Origin of the sequence: Leuconostoc rapi, from assembly GCF_016908715.1 — a bacterium.
Classification (GTDB): Bacteria; Bacillota; Bacilli; order Lactobacillales; family Lactobacillaceae; genus Leuconostoc; species Leuconostoc rapi.
In genome coordinates, this window is the sequence record NZ_JAFBEK010000001.1 from 432805 (window position 1) to 451273 (window position 18469).

Consider the following 18469-nt stretch of genomic DNA (forward strand, 5'->3'; position numbering starts at 1 on the left):
GATATTATGTTGTCTTTTTTAAGCACACCGTTTTGGGGTATTTTTTTAACCATTTTCGTTTATTGGATTGGTCAACAACTTTTTAAGAAATACCCAATTTTTATATTTCAACCCTTATTTATCGGGATGGTATTAGGTATTTTCATATTGATTGGGTTATCTAGTTTATTGAGACAACCAACCGCAGCACTCTATCAACAATATAAGGTAGGAGGAGATTTCATTTTCTGGTTCTTGAATCCAGCAACAATGGCATTTGCAGTACCATTATACAAACGCCGTGATTTGGTGAAACGGTATTGGTTGCGCATCTTCACTTCTCTATTCGTTGGCTTAACGATAGCTTTGTTTCTTATTTTTATTATTTCCCGTCTGTTTGGTCTATCAAAAATTGCAACAATTGCAATGCTTCCTCAAGCAGCCACAACAGCAATAGCATTGCCGATTTCTTCAGTCATTGCTGGTGGTGGTCAAGTCGGTACGATGGCTGCATCAATTACAGCCATGGCAGTTATTGTCAATGCTGTTGTCATCTATGCCTTGGGTACCCAACTAATCAAATGGTTTAAGTTAGATAAAGATCCGATAGGATTAGGGTTATCGTTTGGTACAGCCGGACATACAATTGGTTCAGCAAAAGCGATAGAGGTTGGTGAAGTAGAGGGCGCTATGGCTTCTATTTCAATGGTCGTTATTGGTCTAATTGTTGATTTAATCGTGCCAACATTTGCAAAATTAATGGGGCTTATGTAATTGAAGTCGCATAAAGTATCTCCGTAATAAAAATCCAAATTATTTTTCAATCGTTTACATTAATTAACTCAGTTCATTGTCTTGTTGTTTCTTGTAGCGCAAAACATTTTCTGTTAATGCAATAACTTGATATTGCACAACAATTAATATATAATTTAAATTGTTGTAAAGAAAGCGCTTACAATTGTAGTTACTTTAGGAGGGTATTAGAATGTCAGATAAGAAAATATCAGCTGGACTAGCAGCTTTGAAGGTTATGGAAGGCTGGGGTGTTCACACAATTTACGGTATCCCTTCCGGAACGTTAAGTGGTTTGATGAATGCTATGGGAAATCCTGAAAACAACATCAAATTCTTACAAGTTAAACACGAAGAGGTCGCTTCTATGGCAGCTGTCATGCAATGGAAATTTGGCGGCAAGTTAGGCGTTGCTGTTGGATCAGGTGGCCCTGGTGCGACGCATTTAATTAACGGTCTATATGATGCAGCGATGGACAATACACCTGTATTAGCTATTTTAGGATCAAAGCCAGTTCGTGAATTGAATATGGATTCCTTTCAAGAATTAAATCAAAATCCGATGTATGAAAGTATCGCGGTTTATAATCGTCGTGTTGCTACGGCAGAACAGTTACCTCATTTGGTAGATGATGCAATCCGTACAGCGATTTCAAAACGTGGTGTTGCGGTACTTGAAGTACCTGCTGACTTCGGATTTTCAGAAATTGATGAAAATTCAATTTATTCATCGCCACTATACTCATCAGGTTTAAAATATAAAGAATATAAATCAGCGCCTGTTGATGAAGCAGATATTGATGGTGCTGTTGCCCTATTAAATCAAGCAAAACGCCCAATTATTTATGCAGGTGTGGGCACTATTGGACATGGTCCAGCAGTTCAAGAATTGGCTCGTAAGATAAAGGCACCTATTATTACAACTGGTAAAAACTTTGAAACATTTGACTGGGATTTTGAGGCTTTTACAGGGTCAACATTCCGTGTTGGTTGGAAACCAGCTAACGAAGCGGTCCTTGAGGCAGACACTGTCCTATTCGTCGGAACAAACTTCCCATTCTCAGAAGTTGAAGGCACATTCCGTAACGTTGATAAATTCATTCAAATTGATAATAACCCAGCAATGTTAGGTAAACGTCACCAAAACGATGTGGCCATCCTTGGTGATGCTGGAGATGCGATTGATGCCATACTTGCTAAAGTGACGCCAGCTTCAGAATCACCATGGTGGCATGCTAATATCAAAAATGTTCAAAATTGGCGTGGCTATATGAATAAACTGGAACAAAAAACTGAAGGGGACCTTCAAGCTTACCAAGTTTATAACGCCATCAATAAGTACGCGGCCGAAGATGCGATTTTCTCAACTGATGTGGGTAACGTGACGCAAATGTCTATACGCCATCTGCACATGACTCCTAAGAATATGTGGCGTACATCGCCGTTGTTTGCCACAATGGGTATTGGTTTGCCAGGTGGTATTGGTGCCAAAAATACTTATCCAGATCGTCAAGTTTGGAATTTGATGGGGGATGGCGCCTTTTCAATGACATACCCAGACGTTGTCACAAACGTTCGCTATGATTTACCAGTCATTAATATTGTATTCACTAATACAGAGTACGGCTTTATCAAGAACAAGTACGAGGATACCAATACCTATAACTTCGGTGTCGACTTTACTGATGTTGACTACGCCAAGATTGCTGAAGCACAAGGCGCTGTTGGCTTAACCGTTCGGCGCATTGAAGACATTGATCAGGTTATCAAACAAGCAGTAGATTATTATAACCAAGGACGTGTTGTTGTCGTTGATGCAAAAATTACTAAGGACCGTCCAATTCCTGTAGAAACACTGAAACTTGATACAAGCTTGTACAGTGAAGAGGTCGTTAACGCCTATAAAGAGAAATACGAAGCGCAAGAATTAGTGCCCTTCCGTCATTTCCTTGAAGAAGAGGGGCTAACATCAAAGTATATTAAAGACACGAATGATAACAAATATAGTTTTTAAAGTGTGAAAAGGTCGTTAATGGCCGCCACCCAGTCATGCAAACAGATGATACTCTGTTTGCATGACTGGGTTTTTATATTTAGTGAACGTCCTACTCAAAGCTCTGTGTCATTACTATTATCTTAAATTTAAAAATAACGTATAATTGCATATTGCACACAGGAACATTTGTTCGTATAATGATAGTGTAGACTTTATAATGAGGTGTAAAATTAATGGTTAAACAGGAATATAATTATCAATATGAAGAACAGCGTGTTTTTTTCATGATTGATTCTAAGAGTTTTTATGCCAGTGTGGAAAGTGTCGAGTTTGGTTTGAATCCACTCCAATCAATTTTAGTGGTGATGTCTGAACAGGCTAATACAAATGGTGGTTTGGTGTTAGCTGCGTCACCAATGGCCAAGAAAAAACTCGGTGCAAGTAACGTGATGCGACAACGTGACTTGCCTAATGATAAAGATTTAATCATTACACATCCAAGAATGAATTTATATATCCAGGAAAATATCAGAATTAACACGATTTACCGAGAGTACACAGTAGAGAACGGGGTATTACCGTACTCAATTGATGAATCATTATTAGATATGACGGACACTTGGGCTTTTTTTGGTGATTCACCAGAGGTCGTTTCTCGCCAAATCCAAGAGCGCGTACGTCAAGAAACCGGTATTTATTTAACTGTAGGCATTGGCGACTCGCCAGTTTTAGCCAAAATTGCTTTAGATATTGAGGCCAAACATGCCAGTAACCTCACAGGCATATGGCACTATGATGATGTACCAAAAAAATTGTGGCCAATGACACGGTTAAATGATATTTGGAGTATTGGGAAACGGACAGCGGTTAAACTGAATAATTTAGGAATTCATTCGATGTATGATTTAGCGCACCAGGATCCTTACGTTTTTCGTTCGAAAATGGGCATTGTTGGTGAACAGTTGTATGCTTTATCCTGGGGTATTGATCGTTCTAATCTAACTGATGTTGTCCTACCTAAAAGTCAATCTTATAGTAATTCACAGGTATTGCCACGTGATTATCATCGACGTGAGGAGATTGAAATAGTGATCCATGAAATGGCTGATCAAGTGGCTAGCAGGATTCGATCTCATAAAAAGCAAGCTAGTTTAGTTAGCTTATTCATTGGTTATTCTTACGCCGAGTCTGCGAAGCAGGGCAGTCGTGGCTTTAGGAAACAACGACGTATTGATCCTACCAACGACACACATACATTGATGGCAATTATGACTGATCTCTTTGCACAAAATTGGCATGGTGAAGTGATTCGTCATATTGGCATTGATTATAGTGGCCTAGTCGATGATGTTGGTATACAATTAAATTTATTTAGTCCGCCAGAACAACAAATAAAGACAATTAAGATTGATCAAGTAGTTGACCAACTACGCCAACGTTTTGGTACCACGGCAATTGTGCGTGCCATGTCTAAAGTAGACGGCGGTACAGCAATTAGCCGTGCCACACTAGTAGGTGGCCACAATGGTGGTAATAGTTATGACTGATGAATTTAATGATATTGTCACTAACTTCTTTAAAAATGATTACCGTGAGCGCGGCAAAGTAAAATGGCATGGGTATTTCTTATCTGATCATACATCATCACTGAAACAAGAAGCGCATCAACGACATCATGTGACAAATAAATTGATGCGAATGCCTTTACCTGAAATTAAGTCACTTCTACAGTATGCCACTTTGCATTATGAAGTTGTGATCATACAGGAGGATTATGCAGACCAAACAAATCAGATGCTATCCAACATTGTTGGTCTAGTTGCTGGTTTTTCTGACCGTGGCATCATGATTGCTGGGGAACATATTTTATTTGAGAACATTCGTGCAGTGAGGTTAAAACATGACGACAATTGATGATATGATTTTAGAAGTTCAAAAACGATTTACAAAAAAGCCCAATACGATTTACGAAGTTAAACTTGTCAGTCAAATCTATTCGGGTCAAGTTAATGTATATTTTCAATACTATAAAATTGGCTACGCCACGACGGCAGAACAAATCGCGCGACTAGATGGCACAATCTATCGAGATAAAATTCCTGAGATAGCAAAAAGAATTAGAACAGAAACGGGTTTAACAGTTAGAACTTAAGATCCTATCAGAAGGATATATCATGAGTTTAAAAAATTTCAAAACCATTTAAATGGCTGTTGCTCGACATATTATGAATCATTACGCAATCTATCTTTCGCAGACTTGGGTAAATTAAGCCAAACGAGTTCATATGATTTTTTAATCATTTTTTCAACTTCTGGGTCACTCAATTCTGTTGTGGTAAGTCTGATAGAATTCCAATGCTTTTTGTTCGTATGATAGCCAGGAATCACATCAGTGTAAAGCTCACGCATAATAATGTTGGCTTCTGGGTCACCCTTTAAAGTCAGTAAAGTGTTGTTGTCGGCTTGAGGTGACATAATGCCAAACATCTTACCGTCCAAATCGAAATAAAATGTTTCCCAGTCTATACGATAATATACTTTAGCATTTGGCAGTTGATTGCCAAAATTTTCAAAACGTTTCATTCTTAACAAAACTTCGTTTTGGGACAACATGATGACTCCAATCGTATTCAAAGGTAACTTTATTATATCAAAAAGGTTCTTGTGTCCACTATTAATAGTTATGCCAGTTTTTTAAGTTTTAAAATAGGCCGCATATATATTCTGATTGCAACATTTAATTCATTTTAAAAGTTTTTATCAATTTATTTTGGCACTGCAAATTTTACTCATAATAGTACCTTAATTAAGGATTCGGTAATGAATGTTTTCCCCAATCATTGAGTTCTAAAAGTAATGGGAGTAACGCTTTAGACTTGTTGGTTAAATGGTATTCTGAATGGAAAGGTGCCTTGCTTCCAGTTAACTTTTTTGAAATAAGACCATCAGATAACAAGGTATTTAGTGAGCGAATCAACATCATGTTAGTGATTTCGGGGATTTGCTTTTTTAGTTGATTAAAACCAATCCCTTCATTTTTAGAAATAATCCAAAATAAATTAAGACGCCATTTACCAGAAAAAGTATCCATTATTTTTGTGATGCCACATGACCATTTGTCAGTTGATTGCATGTTTAAAATATCTCCTAAGTAACAAAATTGTGCCTACTAGTTCATCTTTATGCTATTGATTATACTTGTTTTACATAGAAAAAAGAGGGTAAACATGAATTTTTTAGAAAAACTAGACGCAAGAAGATCTATCAGACATTTTGATCGTGCCTATACGATTAGTGATGAAAACATTATAGAGATACTAAATCATGCTGCTAATGCACCTTCAAGTAATAATGCACAACCATGGAAAGTTGTAGTCATCAAAAACAAGAAATTATTAGTTGAACTTCAAAAACTGTCTTTTAACCAAGAACAAGTTGGACAGGCCTCTGCAGTATTTCTTATTTTAGGGGATAAACGCGACTATGATACGAATCGTTTGATACAATCAAGCATCAAATATAACTTGATTCAAGAATCAGAAATTAATAATAAAAAACAAAGGATTAACACCTATTATTCTTTGCATCCCGAAGATAAAGAATCAGTTGGTCTTCGTTTTGATGTTGGTTTATTTAGTATGAATTTAATGCATGTTTTACGAGCATTTGGTTATGATTCGGTACCAATGAGAGGGGTCAATTTTGCCGAAATATTGAAAGTACTTAAACTGCCTGAAGAGTGGGAGCCTATTCTTTTACTACCTGTTGGAAAGGCAGTTACAACGGGTCATTCACATAAACGAGAATCTGCTGAAAAATTTACAACAATTATTTAATTAAAGCCGATATGGGATAAGGTTATATCATTAAGTATTTTAGCATTAATTAACGGTCGTTTAGTAAAACATACAAGATGACAGTGTCTTCATGAGATGATAAACTAGACTTAGGTTTTGATCTTTTACGGTTATTTAAGACAAGTATCTGTTATTCAAATCTTTATAATTGCTCATATCATTAAAGGAGAAAATAAAAATGGTTGAAGTGTATGTTGCGAGTGCTTTTAGCAAAGATAATGCCGGTGGAAATAAAGCGGGATTAGTTTTTGATAGGCCTGATTTGAGTTCAGTTCAAAAAATGGCAATTGCTAAAGAACTGGGCTATGCTGAGACTGCTTTTATAACAGAATCAAGTGAAGCCGATTTTCGTTTAGAATATTTTACACCTACTGAAGAAGTCCCTCTTTGTGGACATGCGACAATAGGTACTTTTGCAATTTTAAAGTTGTTGGGTAAACTATCTAAAAGTAACTATACAATAGAAACAAAATCTGGTGTACTTTCTATAAGAGTTGACTCAAATGGTATGGTATTCATGGAACAAAATAAACCAACATTTTTTAATGAAGTAGCATTAAAGTCATTTAATGACTGCTTAGATATTAATTTAATAAATGATAAGCTACCGATTCAAGTTGTTTCTACAGGCTTAAAAGACATTTTATTGCCAGTAAAATCAACTAGGGATTTACAGCAATTAAGGCCAGATTTTAATGTTATGACCAAATTAAGCAAAGAACAAAACGTTGTTGGGGTCCATGCTTTTGCGCTAGAAAAAACAGAAAATAATGTTACGGCAATTTGTAGAAACTTTGCACCACTTTACGATATTGATGAAGAGTCAGCCACAGGAACTTCTAACTGCGCATTAGCTTGCTACTTATTTAAATATGTTGAAAAAAGATCACAATATATTTTTGAACAAGGTTATAATCTCAATAGTCCCTCTAGAATTGTTGTTAATTTGACAACGCATGATGACACGATTGATTCAGTATTTGTCGGCGGCTATGGGTATTTAGTTGAAAAAAAGACATTATTGGTTTAAGTTGCTCAATATATTTTAACTGCTGCAAAATCAAAAAACTAAGCAGTTGGAAAGGCAAAATAAGTAACAATGGATATGATGTCATCAACATTTAAAAAGTACAATGATATTAATGACTTTTCGATTAACACAAATCCTCTGGGTGTGCCGAAGGCTGTCTTAGACAATGCAGAAAAAATAATTAAATTAGGTCATTATTATCCTGATCCGACGTGTTGGGCGTTACGAAAAGAATTAGCAAAGCAGTATCAACTTAATTCTGAGAATATCATGTGTGGAAATGGTACTAATGATTTAATTTATCGTATAATAACAGCTTTAAATCCACGAAAATCATTAATAGTTACGCCAACATATGAAGAATATGAAAAATTGTTGTTGATGCATGGGTCTAAGATAGACCACTACCATCTAAACATAAATCAAGGTAATGATTATAATCTCGACAAAGTAATAGAAAAAATAAATTCTGATTTGGATATCATGGTTATCTGCAATCCCAATAACCCAACAGGAACTATTTTTTCAATATTGGATCTTGGAAAAATAATTTCTTATTGTCAAAAACATCATGTGTATGTCGTCATTGATGAAAGTTTTATCGCATTTTTGAATAATTGGCAACAAATTACTGTCAAAGGTATGGTTAATCATTTTGATAATCTGATCGTTATTGATGGTTTTACAAAGTTTTTTGCTTTAGCAGGTTTTCGTGTCGGTTTTGCCATGAGCAGTAATCAGCATCTTTTCAATAAAATGTCAACTATAGGTCCTGAATACAATGTAGCCACTGTGTCACAAATTGCTGCACGATTAGCCTTGCACGATAATGATTATATTGAAAATACCTATCACATATTAAAAGAAGAACAGCAATTTTTGAAATCGCAAATGAAGAAATTGCCAATAAGGTTGATTGGATTATCAGCCAACTTTATCTTATTCTATTCTGAAAAAGAAAACTTGCGTGAAAATTTATTAAAATTAAAAATCAAGACTAGGGATTGTTCACAATTTGTTGGTTTAAATAATCATTATCATCGTGTAGCGATTAAAACTCATAAAGATAATGAAAAATTAATTCTAGCTTTAAAACAAGTTTTCAGTAATCAATGAAAAGCACAAACTTAAAGTGAAGAGAACTCGGTTACTTGTACAGAATGAATTTCTTAATTAATAGAGGTAGACACAATGTCATCACAAAAAGAAAAAATGCTAAATGGTCAACTATACATCGGAAATGATCCTGAATTGAAAAATTTGAGTCGTCGTGGTCGACAACTAGTAGATCAATATAATAGTTCTCTTCATTTTAAGGAAAAAGAAACACTACTTTTGCTTCCCAAAATCTTTAAATCAATCGGACGTGCTTCTTATATTGAAAAAGATTTATATGTAGATTATGGATCAAATACCAGTATTGGAGACAATTTTTATGCTAATACGAGATTAGTCCTTTTAGATGTTGCTGAAATTAACATCGCGAACAATGTGCTGTTTGGCCCAAATGTTAGCTTATTAACTGCTGGCCATCCAATTGACATGGAAATCAGAAATGAAGGATTAGAGTATGGGTTACCTATTACTATCCAAGATAACGTATGGCTTGGCGGAAATGTTGTCGTTAACCCTGGGGTTACTATCGGAACCAATTCAGTTGTTGGATCCGGAGCAGTTGTTACTAAAAGCATACCATCAAATAGTATAGCAGTTGGCAATCCCGCCAAAGTATTAAGAAAAATAGATGAGCATGACCGAGTATTATGGCGCGAAAAAAGAGAAGCATATTATAGCGACATGAGAGCAGAAAAAAATGGCTAAATAAAGAAGAACGTGGTTGCAGGTCAGGAAACTAAACAAGCCAACACCGTCATTTTGAAACTAAAAGCTATTGACTTTAATCATCTGACGTTGTAATATTACGTATAACGATTTTTAGAGCAAAACAAATTGAACAGGAAAGTAACAGTTTATCAAAGCCAAGAAAGCTAACGGGTAATGTGAGTTAGCGTGCGTGCAATTGTGAAAATGACCTGTGATTGGTGTATACGAATCGGTTTACCGTTTAGTTTACAACGACTTGGCCCCCGTTAACGGGCACACCATTCGGCTAGGATCATTTCCCAATGCCCGATGGTTAGTGAGCAACTATTTGGTAACAAGTAGTCCCAACTCAGAATGGTATCGCGCTTATGGTAAGCCGCTTCTGTATTTTTAAAGTACAGAAGCGGCTTTTTTGATTGAAAAAACGAGGCTTGTTCATCAACGTTCTAAAAATTAGGTATCATTATTAGAAGAAAAAAGGAGACATACGTATCATGGGTAAAACAACTAAATGGCTTGTTGGTGGTGTGGCTGTCGTCGCTATCGCCGGCATTGCCTACGCAAGCTTTGGACCACATGCAGTCGACAAAAAGAAAGAAACACTAACTGTTGGTATCATGGCAGGTGATAAACGTACTGATGAACAGTGGAAAATCATTAAAAGTAACGCTCAAAAGGAAGGGTTAACTCTAAAAATTAAGACGTTCACCGATTATACGCAACCCAATGCTGCGCTATCATCAGGTGATATTGATGCTAATGCATTCCAGCATTATATTTTTTTGAATGACTGGAATAAGAGCCACAAGTCTAATATTATTCCGGTTGGCCAAACAATATTAGTTGCCGGACGTCTATATTCAGATAAGCATAAAGCAATTAAAGATATTCCGCAAAATGGTATCGTTAGTATTTCAAATAGTAAGATTACCCAAGGGAGATCACTATTAGTATTAGAATCTGCTGGTTTAATTAAGTTATCAGACAAGGTGAAAGATCCAACTATAAAAGATATTACTGAGAATAAGAAGAATTTGCAATTTAAGCAATTAGCTACTGATCAGTTAGTAAGAACTTTGCCAGAGGTTGACTTGTCGTCAATTGACCCTAGTTTTATAGTAGGATCAGGCCGTTCCATCAAATCCGCTATTTATGTCCAACCTGTTGACAAAAGCACACACGGCGGTATTAATATTATTGCCACCACAAAAAACAAGAAAAATAGTTCTGCTATTAAAAAATTTGTAAAAGCCTATCAATCAAATAACGTAGCAAACTATATTGATAACAAAAGCGGTACAGGGGAAATTGCAGTATGGAAAGGTGCACCAAAAGCACAATAACGTTTCCCATATCTCTAGATCATTTTATCTCCTAATTGTGAGTAAAATAATCGACTATAGTTATAGTCGCTAGAACATAACCATAACATTTAAATTGTAATGTGCCTTGTCATGTTATTGTCTGATGAGGCGTTTTTTGTGTATAAAGATTATGATCCAGGTGGTGTTTAAATTTGAAAAGTCAAAATTAAAAATGGCTAGTTACAAATTGACAGTGTATGGCTATTATTGCTAAGATTAGGATTATCACATTGTTGGGAGATTTCAATTAATGCAAGTCAATAAAAGAAAACCTGGATTAGGACTGTTATTAGCGTTTTTAAGTCCTTTTTTATGGGCAGTTTCTGGTATCGTTGCCGAAGATTTATTTTTACACGCTAATATCACCGTTAATTGGCTAGTTACGCTGCGTATGTTAGTATCAGGATTATTAATTTTACTCTATGCAGGCATTAAACAGCAAAAGAGATTCGCTATTTTTCATAACGTGAAAGATTGTCTTCAACTGATTATATTTACTGTCTTTGGTATGACCGCTTTACAATTTACGTTTTTCAAAGCAGTGGCTACTGGTAATGCTGCAACTGCGACGGTATTACAATATTTAGCACCTATATTAATCATCATTTTCTTATCAATTATGACCCGTAAATTTCCAAGCAGAGCTGATGCGATTTCGGTGGTTCTAGCCGTAATAGGGACAGTACTTATTGTGACACAAGGACATTTCAATTCACTAAATGTCCCTCTAATTGCCGTTTTCTGGGGTGTGATGGTTGCTTTTAGTGATGTCGTATATACATTGCTACCGCATCAATTAATTGGTAAATATGGCGCCTTAACCATTGTAGGGTGGTCTATGTTGATTGGTGGACTCATCATGAACTTTTTATTTCAGCCGTGGGGAAGTTCTCCTAAACTAAATACTATTATTATTATTGAATTACTAATAGTCATAGTCTTTGGAACTATGTTTGCTTACTTATTTTATTTGCAAAGTTTACAATATATTGAACCAACTACTGTGAGTGTCCTAGGTGCTGTGGAACCGCTGTCTTCTGCCATTTTAAGTGTGTTATTTTTGAACATCTCATTTAATTTGACCGGCATAATAGGCTTTATATTAGTTATTGGTGTTACTTTTTTGCAGTATTGGTCGGTAAAAAAAATATCGAAAATATATTAACTCAGCTATTAGTGGCACATTCAACCTGTTTTATTAATTGTTGACAATCTAATTTAAGGGGCTACTATATACCATAGTAGGAGGAAACTATGACAACACAAGATATGAAAATATTGATTGAAAATATCTATGAAGAAGTACTCAATAATCTTAAAGTAGATAAAATAGAAGATTATTTTGATAAGACTTATCTGCAGACAACAGATGGTTTAAACGCAACATATGATGAATTTAAGCAACACATGGTGACTTTAAGAAAGGTGACTAAGAAAATTCAAGTCCCTCATTTTTTAGAAGAAATGTTTGATGTACAAACTCAGAAGGTATTTCTTCACTATATTGTCAATGTCACAAAAATGGATAATCATGTAGGGCATATTGAAGTGTTTGCAATATTTTCTATTAAGGGTAAGAAGATTATTAGATGCGAAGAAGTGACACGTTCTTTGGACGATTTAAGTTTGTTTATTTGGTTTAGAAAGATAGATGGCTCAGGAGCTATCAACTCATTAACTAATAAGTTAGTTTCATTGACGGTACTCAGTATATTTTTTGCTTTTCTTTTTATCATACAGGCAGTATGGTTGATAATGAAAAAAAAGACTACTATTTCTGAATAATAAGGTCAACGCCTATTCTTAAACGCCGTTGCTACTATATAGTAGCAACGGCGTTTTTATGGATATGTCACTGAAAATTATTGCGTAACAAATTGGTGGTTAAGACAGAAATTATTAAAACTTTATGTAGTCAGATGAAATATAACAAACAGCGTTTTTAAATTAATTTATTCTGAGTGAGTTAAATTCAAAACGACAATTTTAGGTAAAGATAGCATAATCAGAGGTAATTTTCAGTTAAGTTCCGATAATGCTCATGGCGAACTAACTTTTTATCACTGCATTGTTGCATACTCAGGCGAACTAGGCTATAGTTTGCTTTACAACGAAAGGATATAAGTAGATGATTTCAATTAAACAAGTTGATTATAATGGCATTGATAGTTTGAAATATGTCACTGAATCAGTACCTGCAGTTTTACCGAATGGCGTTTTAGTTAAAATGGCCGTATTACCAGTTGTTCCAACAGATTTAAAAAGAGAGAGCAACCCCAATGCCACATCAGAACAATTTGGGACATTACCAAGAACAATAGGCGTTTCTGGTGTTGGAACTGTAGTAAGTGTAGGTAGTAATCGTGATTCAGAGTTACTTAATAAGAGGGTACTCTTATTGAACCCATCAGGTACTTTTAGTGAGTATGTATTGAACGAAAATAATGATTGGTTGTTTATGCTACCTGATGAAGTGTCAGATAATGAAGCGGCAACATTGACTGCAACTTCATTAGTTTTGAAAAAAGAAATCGAAGATTCAACTTTTTCAAATGTTTTTATAACTGGTGCAAATTCTGTGATAGGTATTTACTTATTGCAACAGTTAAATACTGTGGATAAGAAAATATACCCAATAGTAACACCGTCAAGCAAAACGTATTTAAAAGATTTTTTACCAGATATTCAAGTATATACTGTCTCAGATATTTCAGAAAAGTTAGACTCTGCCATCATCGCAGACATAGCTGGTAATGAGGAAATTTTGAAATCTTTATCCGATAAGATTATTGACTTGTCAATTGTTTCTATTGCAATTATGAAACAAAATAAGTTTTCTAATTTCAAATTTGTTCATGAATCATTTGATCACACTACTTATGAATATCTAATAGAACAGTTAGCTGACCAGTCATTAAGAGCGCCGATTGGTAAGGTTTTTGACGATCATGATGTCAAACAAGCGCAACATTATCTTGAAGATAATCATAGTCGTGGAAGGATACTCTTAAAATTTTAAGTTATCTTATTTAGATTGCTCTAAAATTAATTTATTTATAAATGATATGATGAAATAAGTATTTTAAGGATTTTATATAAGGTCTAGCAAAAGGAACTCTAAAATTTAGAGTCCCTTTTGCGTGTTATGTCTGTATGACACGGCATTATTACCAAAAAATGTAAACTAATAATACTAAATGCCATATTTTTAGCTTCTTTTTCATCTCGTCTAATATCTTTCGATCCAAAACCATTGTTTCAATGTTATTTATAAATTGCAAAGTAAAAGATGAAAATGATATACTCGAAGGGTTTTTGAGTATATCATTTTACAACAAAATTTACTTATGTTATATTTGGGGTATTAAGTGGCGCCGCTTAATATTTGATAAAATCATGCATAATGAGAAAAGAGACCACCTTATGAAGAAATGGCAAAAATTTTTTCTTGGCTTGCTGTGTTTGATCTATATTTTTGTACTGTCAATGACTATCTGGCCCCAAAGTATCACGGCTATAAATGATTTTGTTGCTAATATAGCAGGTAATAGTCCTATCAATCAACATGCGTTACTAAATGTTTCGCAATTAGTCTTATTAGTGCTTACTATCCTTATTTTACTTGTCATTATTTTTATACCAGCGCAAAAAAATGGTATTCTGCTTGAAAAAAATAAGCAAGGTGTATTATCACTTAGTAACGATGGTGTCACCAGTTTCGTAAATACAATACTCTCAGGTTATGGCTTATCCAACATTAGAGTTGCTTTTAAAAACACTAAACATGTTAATCAGTTCGACATTACGGCAGACTCAGTGTATCAAAGGCACGTCATCAAGCAATTACCCCAAATTAAGCAAACATTGACGAGTGACATTCAAGAATTACTTTCAGGGATTGATGAAAAAAAATTGAAACTAAGTATTAAAGTTGATCAGAAGTCGACAGGTAGTTCACGTAAAAAAAGGTCTACACGGGTCGTGTAGTAGGGTGGAGGAATACAATTGAAAAATAAGATTCCCAATAGTTGGCTATTTGGTGTTCTAGGCTTTATCTTAGCAACTCTACTGATGACTGTTGGCTTTGCTAATACTTTTTGGATTTTAATTTTAACAATATTAGCAAGTGTTATTGGTTACTTGTTAGACAAATATGATTTTGATTTCACACCACTAGTGCAAATTTTCAAACGTAAATAGCAGTCAAGAATATATTGACTAAATGTAGTTTTATAAATGTAGGAGGGAAATAGTACAATGGTTACAGAAAATAAGAGTGCACAGACTACTTCAACAGATATTAAAGGTGAATTGACTTTTAACGACAAAGTCATTCGAAAAATTGTCGGTTATGCCATTGAAAATGTGAAAGGTCTTCTTGGTGTAGACGGTGGTTTTGTTTCAAATATTAAAAATAAAATAGTCAATAGTGATGACCCAACTGATGGTATTGATGTCGAAGTTGGTAAAGAACAGGTTGCTGTTGATTTAAATGTCATTATGGCGTTTGGTCATAATGCTCATGATATATATAAAGAATTAAGAAAAGTAACTGAGACACAATTAGAAAAAACAACGAGTCTAAAGTTGGTCGAATTGAATGTTCAAATTATCGATATTCAGACACAGGCTGAATATAAAAATTCAAGAGTGACACTACAAGACAGAGTTTCTGATGCAGGTAGTGCAATCAAGGAAAAAACTTCTGAGGGAGTTGGTTCTGTGAAAGAAACAGCTAGCAACTTAACAGATGAAGATAGCCGCGTGCAGTAAAAATAATTAATTCAAAAATTAGTAAAAAACTCGAAACTAAAAACTTCGAGTTTTTTTGTATTATTTCTTAATGTTAATGAATGGCCATTGTCGCTGGGATTGATGTTAATCAGCTCGGAGAAAACATGTCAATGAGTACTTCAACAGTGATAAACTACAACTAGTATTTTATCAAAACAAGAGTATAATTGGAGTAATTTCTATGGCGGTCACCTATGCGTAAAATAAGAAAATTTTCAAATACAGATGCTGAATTAGTTGCACAGCTAATAGCTAAAACAATGAGAACTACTAATATAAAAGATTATTCAAGTGAGTTCATTGAAAATGACCTACAAGCATTAAAGGCTAATGATTTAATTGAGCGTGCAAAACAGTTTCATTGTTATGTCATTGAAAATTCTGATGATAAACAAATTGTTGGAGTAGGGTCAATTGGTCCTTTTTGGGGTAGCCAGACAGAAAGCAGTCTTTTTAATATTTTTGTTGATCCAGATTATCAAGGGCAGGGTTTGGGGAGAGTGATTATTAACACTTTGGAAATGGATGATTATTTTTTAAGAGCATCACGTATTGAAATACCTGCATCAAAAACTGCCTTAACGTTTTACAAAAAAATGGGCTATGATTTTAAAAATGGAATAGACGAGGTAGATTCAGAAGAACTATATCGTTTAGAAAAATTCAACTTTTGATAAACTGATAAATAATCAGTAGTGTACGTCATTTTTAATATTTTTAGTAAAATTTAAAGCGTTAACAAATTGTATACATATTTCTGCGGAATGTCTTTCATAATTATTGTGTGCTGAACCATTCTGTATTTCTTTAGGTGTAAAAAATTAGCAGTTAGGGTGCAATATTTGATTTCAAAATCGATTGAGCTGGCTTATCTATATTTATTGATTAACGGAACTGATCCCAATACAAAGCGTCGGCTTAACAAGATTGAAGAGCAATTATATCAGTCGAAAGTACGCTATAACTCGTAAGCCATTGAATTAAGTGAAAAGGGCGATAAGTCAAAAAAAATAGATGAATTAGTTCAATTCATCTATTTTTTCTTTGGTTATTTTACCTGTCATTAAGTAATCTATGTTATTAGTAATCCATTCAACATCTTTATGCCACCAAGCTAGTGATTGCAACTGTTCAATGATCTCATTTGAAAATCTTTTCCGAATTTGTTTGGCAGGATTTCCAGCGACAATAGAATAGGCTGGAACATCACTGGCAACAACACTGTTAGCACCAATAATAGCACCATTCTCTACATGTACCCCTGGTAAAATTGTTACCTTTTGACCTATCCAAACATCATTTTCTATGACAGTATTTCCCTTGTTTGGTAAATCGTCAATTACAGGAACATGTTCAGACCATTCATCTCCCATAATATAAAAAGGATAGGGTGTTATACCTTTCATAAGGTGGTTAGCACCATTCATTATAAATTCTACATTTTCACCAATCGAGCAAAATTTGCCAATAATTAATTTATCATTGATAAAATCATAATGATGTGTCACATGTTCTTCGAATTTCTCTGGTTCTTTATCCGAGAAGTAGGTAAATTCCCCAACTTCAATGTTAGGATTAGTCACAACATTTTTTAAAAATACAATACTTTTAACATTATCATCAGGATATGTTTTATTAGGGTTCGGCAATTTAGTCATTATAGATGCTCCTTAATTTTACACGCAATATTCGTTAAATAGTTTACCATAATTAAATAAACAATCGTAATTAGAAAAAAACAGCAATGTGCTAACAGTCCATTGTTAAAAATGCCTAGGGTTCTGATTTAGAATATTTAATTGTGGATAAGAGTGATGGCTTACACCCTCAATTATGATACTGATGAAAAGCTAGTGTCCGCACGATTAGCCTTAAAAGGAACAGACAATAATTAAAAATAAATGGTAGATGCACTTTTTGAATATATGCTATTTTTGCAATCAGGCATTTTTGTGTGGTAAAACCCAGATACATGTTAAAATTTAATCAACAAAGGTAATGATATTTATCATTAAATAGAAATGAGGAAGTTAATATGTTTAAAAAATGGACAACCACAGCATTGCTGATTATTATTAGCCTACTACTGATTGTAATTGCGTATTTACTTTATAACGGTCAAAAAAATATTAGTCCTTCAACTCAAAGTTCTGAGCAAACTAGCGTGTCTACGTCAACTAATTCTAGTGGAAAATCTGATAAAAATGATAATAATTTTCTAAGTGTGGACAAAGTTAGAAACATTTTTAATCAAAGATACGAGAACACAACTATTACATCAATTGAATTTGATAAAACCCTCCTGTCAACGTTTTATGACATAACAGGCGTTGATAATGATACCGAATACTCATTAAAAATACACGCAGACACAGGAAAAGTTATTAGTCATGATAAGGAATCATTAGATACTGACGAAGCAAATGGTATTGAAAAAAAGAGTAAGGCCATTGACTTCGTTAATATCATTCCCTTAGAAAATGCGGTAACCAAAGCAAAACAATCCGCTAAGAAAAATGGCTCTGTCAAGAGCTGGTCACTAGAAAAAAGCGATAGCATAACACAGTGGGAAATAGTATTAAACACTGATAGTGATGATATATCTGTAAAAATTAATGCTCAAAATGGTCAAGTTCTCGAGCAAGAAACTGACGATTAATTAAAAAAAGATAACTAATTAAATCATATGAAACCTTGTATTAAAAGGGGTCATTAAACTAAGCAAGGCACTAGAAACAGTTCCCCAAACCATTCAATCGTGTATACCAGTCATTTTATTAGTGGCTTTTTTTATTTTCTACCAAGATCATCAATAACCGATGTTAAGGGCATT

At 34.4% G+C, this 18469-nt stretch carries 21 protein-coding genes; 18 read left to right on the forward strand and 3 right to left on the reverse strand.

Going from position 1 to position 18469, the window contains the following annotated elements; translation table 11 throughout:
- Positions 1-6 precede the first annotated feature (6 nt).
- From JOD28_RS02015 to JOD28_RS02035, 5 genes are all read left to right on the forward strand, one after another.
- Positions 7-753 (forward strand): LrgB family protein, encoded by a 747-nt coding sequence (locus JOD28_RS02015; protein ID WP_204769247.1) that lies wholly within the window; start codon positions 7-9, stop codon positions 751-753.
- Between the two features lie 211 nt (positions 754-964).
- A complete protein-coding gene (gene spxB / locus JOD28_RS02020) occupies positions 965-2785 on the forward strand; it encodes a pyruvate oxidase (RefSeq protein ID WP_204769248.1) in 1821 nt (606 codons plus the stop codon).
- 215 nt (positions 2786-3000) lie between these two features.
- Positions 3001-4314: a Y-family DNA polymerase gene (locus tag JOD28_RS02025; RefSeq protein ID WP_204769249.1), complete on the forward strand. Its 1314-nt coding sequence runs from the start codon at positions 3001-3003 to the stop codon at positions 4312-4314.
- On the forward strand, positions 4307-4681 hold the full coding sequence (locus JOD28_RS02030) for a hypothetical protein (protein ID WP_204769295.1): 375 nt from the start codon (positions 4307-4309) through the stop codon (positions 4679-4681). Before JOD28_RS02025 ends, JOD28_RS02030 begins: the two co-directional genes overlap by 8 nt.
- Complete coding sequence (locus JOD28_RS02035; protein WP_204769250.1) at positions 4668-4919, forward strand: hypothetical protein; 252 nt, start codon at positions 4668-4670, stop codon at positions 4917-4919. Before JOD28_RS02030 ends, JOD28_RS02035 begins: the two co-directional genes overlap by 14 nt.
- A 71-nt stretch (positions 4920-4990) precedes the next feature.
- On the opposite strand, the gene JOD28_RS02040 is transcribed toward JOD28_RS02035, so the two are convergent.
- Positions 4991-5380 carry an MmcQ/YjbR family DNA-binding protein gene (locus JOD28_RS02040; RefSeq protein WP_204769251.1) on the reverse strand — a complete coding sequence of 130 codons (390 nt, stop codon included), beginning with the start codon at positions 5378-5380 and terminating at the stop codon, positions 4991-4993.
- A 193-nt stretch (positions 5381-5573) separates the two neighbouring features.
- The gene (locus tag JOD28_RS02045) at positions 5574-5900 is read right to left on the reverse strand and encodes a winged helix-turn-helix transcriptional regulator (RefSeq protein ID WP_204769252.1); all 327 of its coding nucleotides are present in this window, start codon (positions 5898-5900) and stop codon (positions 5574-5576) included.
- A gap of 94 nt (positions 5901-5994) precedes the next feature.
- On the opposite strand from JOD28_RS02045, the gene JOD28_RS02050 reads away from it, so the two are divergent.
- The 12 genes from JOD28_RS02050 (at position 5995) to JOD28_RS02105 (ending at position 16310) form a co-directional block, all read left to right on the forward strand.
- Positions 5995-6603 (forward strand): nitroreductase family protein, encoded by a 609-nt coding sequence (locus JOD28_RS02050; RefSeq protein WP_204769253.1) that lies wholly within the window; start codon positions 5995-5997, stop codon positions 6601-6603.
- A gap of 199 nt (positions 6604-6802) precedes the next feature.
- The gene (locus JOD28_RS02055) at positions 6803-7654 is read left to right on the forward strand and encodes a PhzF family phenazine biosynthesis protein (protein WP_204769254.1); all 852 of its coding nucleotides are present in this window, start codon (positions 6803-6805) and stop codon (positions 7652-7654) included.
- Between the two features lie 78 nt (positions 7655-7732).
- Positions 7733-8770 carry a pyridoxal phosphate-dependent aminotransferase gene (locus JOD28_RS02060; RefSeq protein ID WP_204769255.1) on the forward strand — a complete coding sequence of 346 codons (1038 nt, stop codon included), beginning with the start codon at positions 7733-7735 and terminating at the stop codon, positions 8768-8770.
- 75 nt (positions 8771-8845) lie between these two features.
- Positions 8846-9475 (forward strand): sugar O-acetyltransferase, encoded by a 630-nt coding sequence (locus JOD28_RS02065; RefSeq protein ID WP_204769256.1) that lies wholly within the window; start codon positions 8846-8848, stop codon positions 9473-9475.
- A gap of 497 nt (positions 9476-9972) precedes the next feature.
- Complete coding sequence (locus tag JOD28_RS02070; protein WP_204769257.1) at positions 9973-10821, forward strand: MetQ/NlpA family ABC transporter substrate-binding protein; 849 nt, start codon at positions 9973-9975, stop codon at positions 10819-10821.
- A gap of 271 nt (positions 10822-11092) precedes the next feature.
- The gene (locus JOD28_RS02075; protein WP_204769258.1) at positions 11093-12007 is read left to right on the forward strand and encodes a DMT family transporter; all 915 of its coding nucleotides are present in this window, start codon (positions 11093-11095) and stop codon (positions 12005-12007) included.
- An 89-nt stretch (positions 12008-12096) separates the two neighbouring features.
- Positions 12097-12627, forward strand: coding sequence for a DUF3923 family protein (locus tag JOD28_RS09725; protein ID WP_239531031.1), 531 nt, complete (start codon positions 12097-12099; stop codon positions 12625-12627).
- Positions 12628-12970: 343 nt separating this feature from the next.
- Positions 12971-13861 carry an MDR/zinc-dependent alcohol dehydrogenase-like family protein gene (locus tag JOD28_RS02085; RefSeq protein ID WP_204769259.1) on the forward strand — a complete coding sequence of 297 codons (891 nt, stop codon included), beginning with the start codon at positions 12971-12973 and terminating at the stop codon, positions 13859-13861.
- Between the two features lie 404 nt (positions 13862-14265).
- The gene (gene amaP, locus JOD28_RS02090) at positions 14266-14829 is read left to right on the forward strand and encodes an alkaline shock response membrane anchor protein AmaP (protein ID WP_204769260.1); all 564 of its coding nucleotides are present in this window, start codon (positions 14266-14268) and stop codon (positions 14827-14829) included.
- 18 nt (positions 14830-14847) lie between these two features.
- On the forward strand, positions 14848-15042 hold the full coding sequence (locus JOD28_RS02095; protein WP_204769261.1) for a DUF2273 domain-containing protein: 195 nt from the start codon (positions 14848-14850) through the stop codon (positions 15040-15042).
- A gap of 57 nt (positions 15043-15099) precedes the next feature.
- Complete coding sequence (locus JOD28_RS02100; RefSeq protein ID WP_204769262.1) at positions 15100-15615, forward strand: Asp23/Gls24 family envelope stress response protein; 516 nt, start codon at positions 15100-15102, stop codon at positions 15613-15615.
- A gap of 215 nt (positions 15616-15830) precedes the next feature.
- Positions 15831-16310 carry a GNAT family N-acetyltransferase gene (locus JOD28_RS02105; RefSeq protein WP_204769263.1) on the forward strand — a complete coding sequence of 160 codons (480 nt, stop codon included), beginning with the start codon at positions 15831-15833 and terminating at the stop codon, positions 16308-16310.
- Positions 16311-16655: 345 nt separating this feature from the next.
- Here JOD28_RS02105 and JOD28_RS02110 read toward each other — a convergent pair whose 3' ends face one another.
- On the reverse strand, positions 16656-17294 hold the full coding sequence (locus JOD28_RS02110) for a CatB-related O-acetyltransferase (protein WP_204769264.1): 639 nt from the start codon (positions 17292-17294) through the stop codon (positions 16656-16658).
- Positions 17295-17671: 377 nt separating this feature from the next.
- Here JOD28_RS02110 and JOD28_RS02115 point away from each other — a divergent pair, with 377 nt between their 5' ends.
- A complete protein-coding gene (locus tag JOD28_RS02115; RefSeq protein ID WP_204769265.1) occupies positions 17672-18295 on the forward strand; it encodes a PepSY domain-containing protein in 624 nt (207 codons plus the stop codon).
- The last annotated feature ends 174 nt before the right edge of the window (positions 18296-18469 follow it).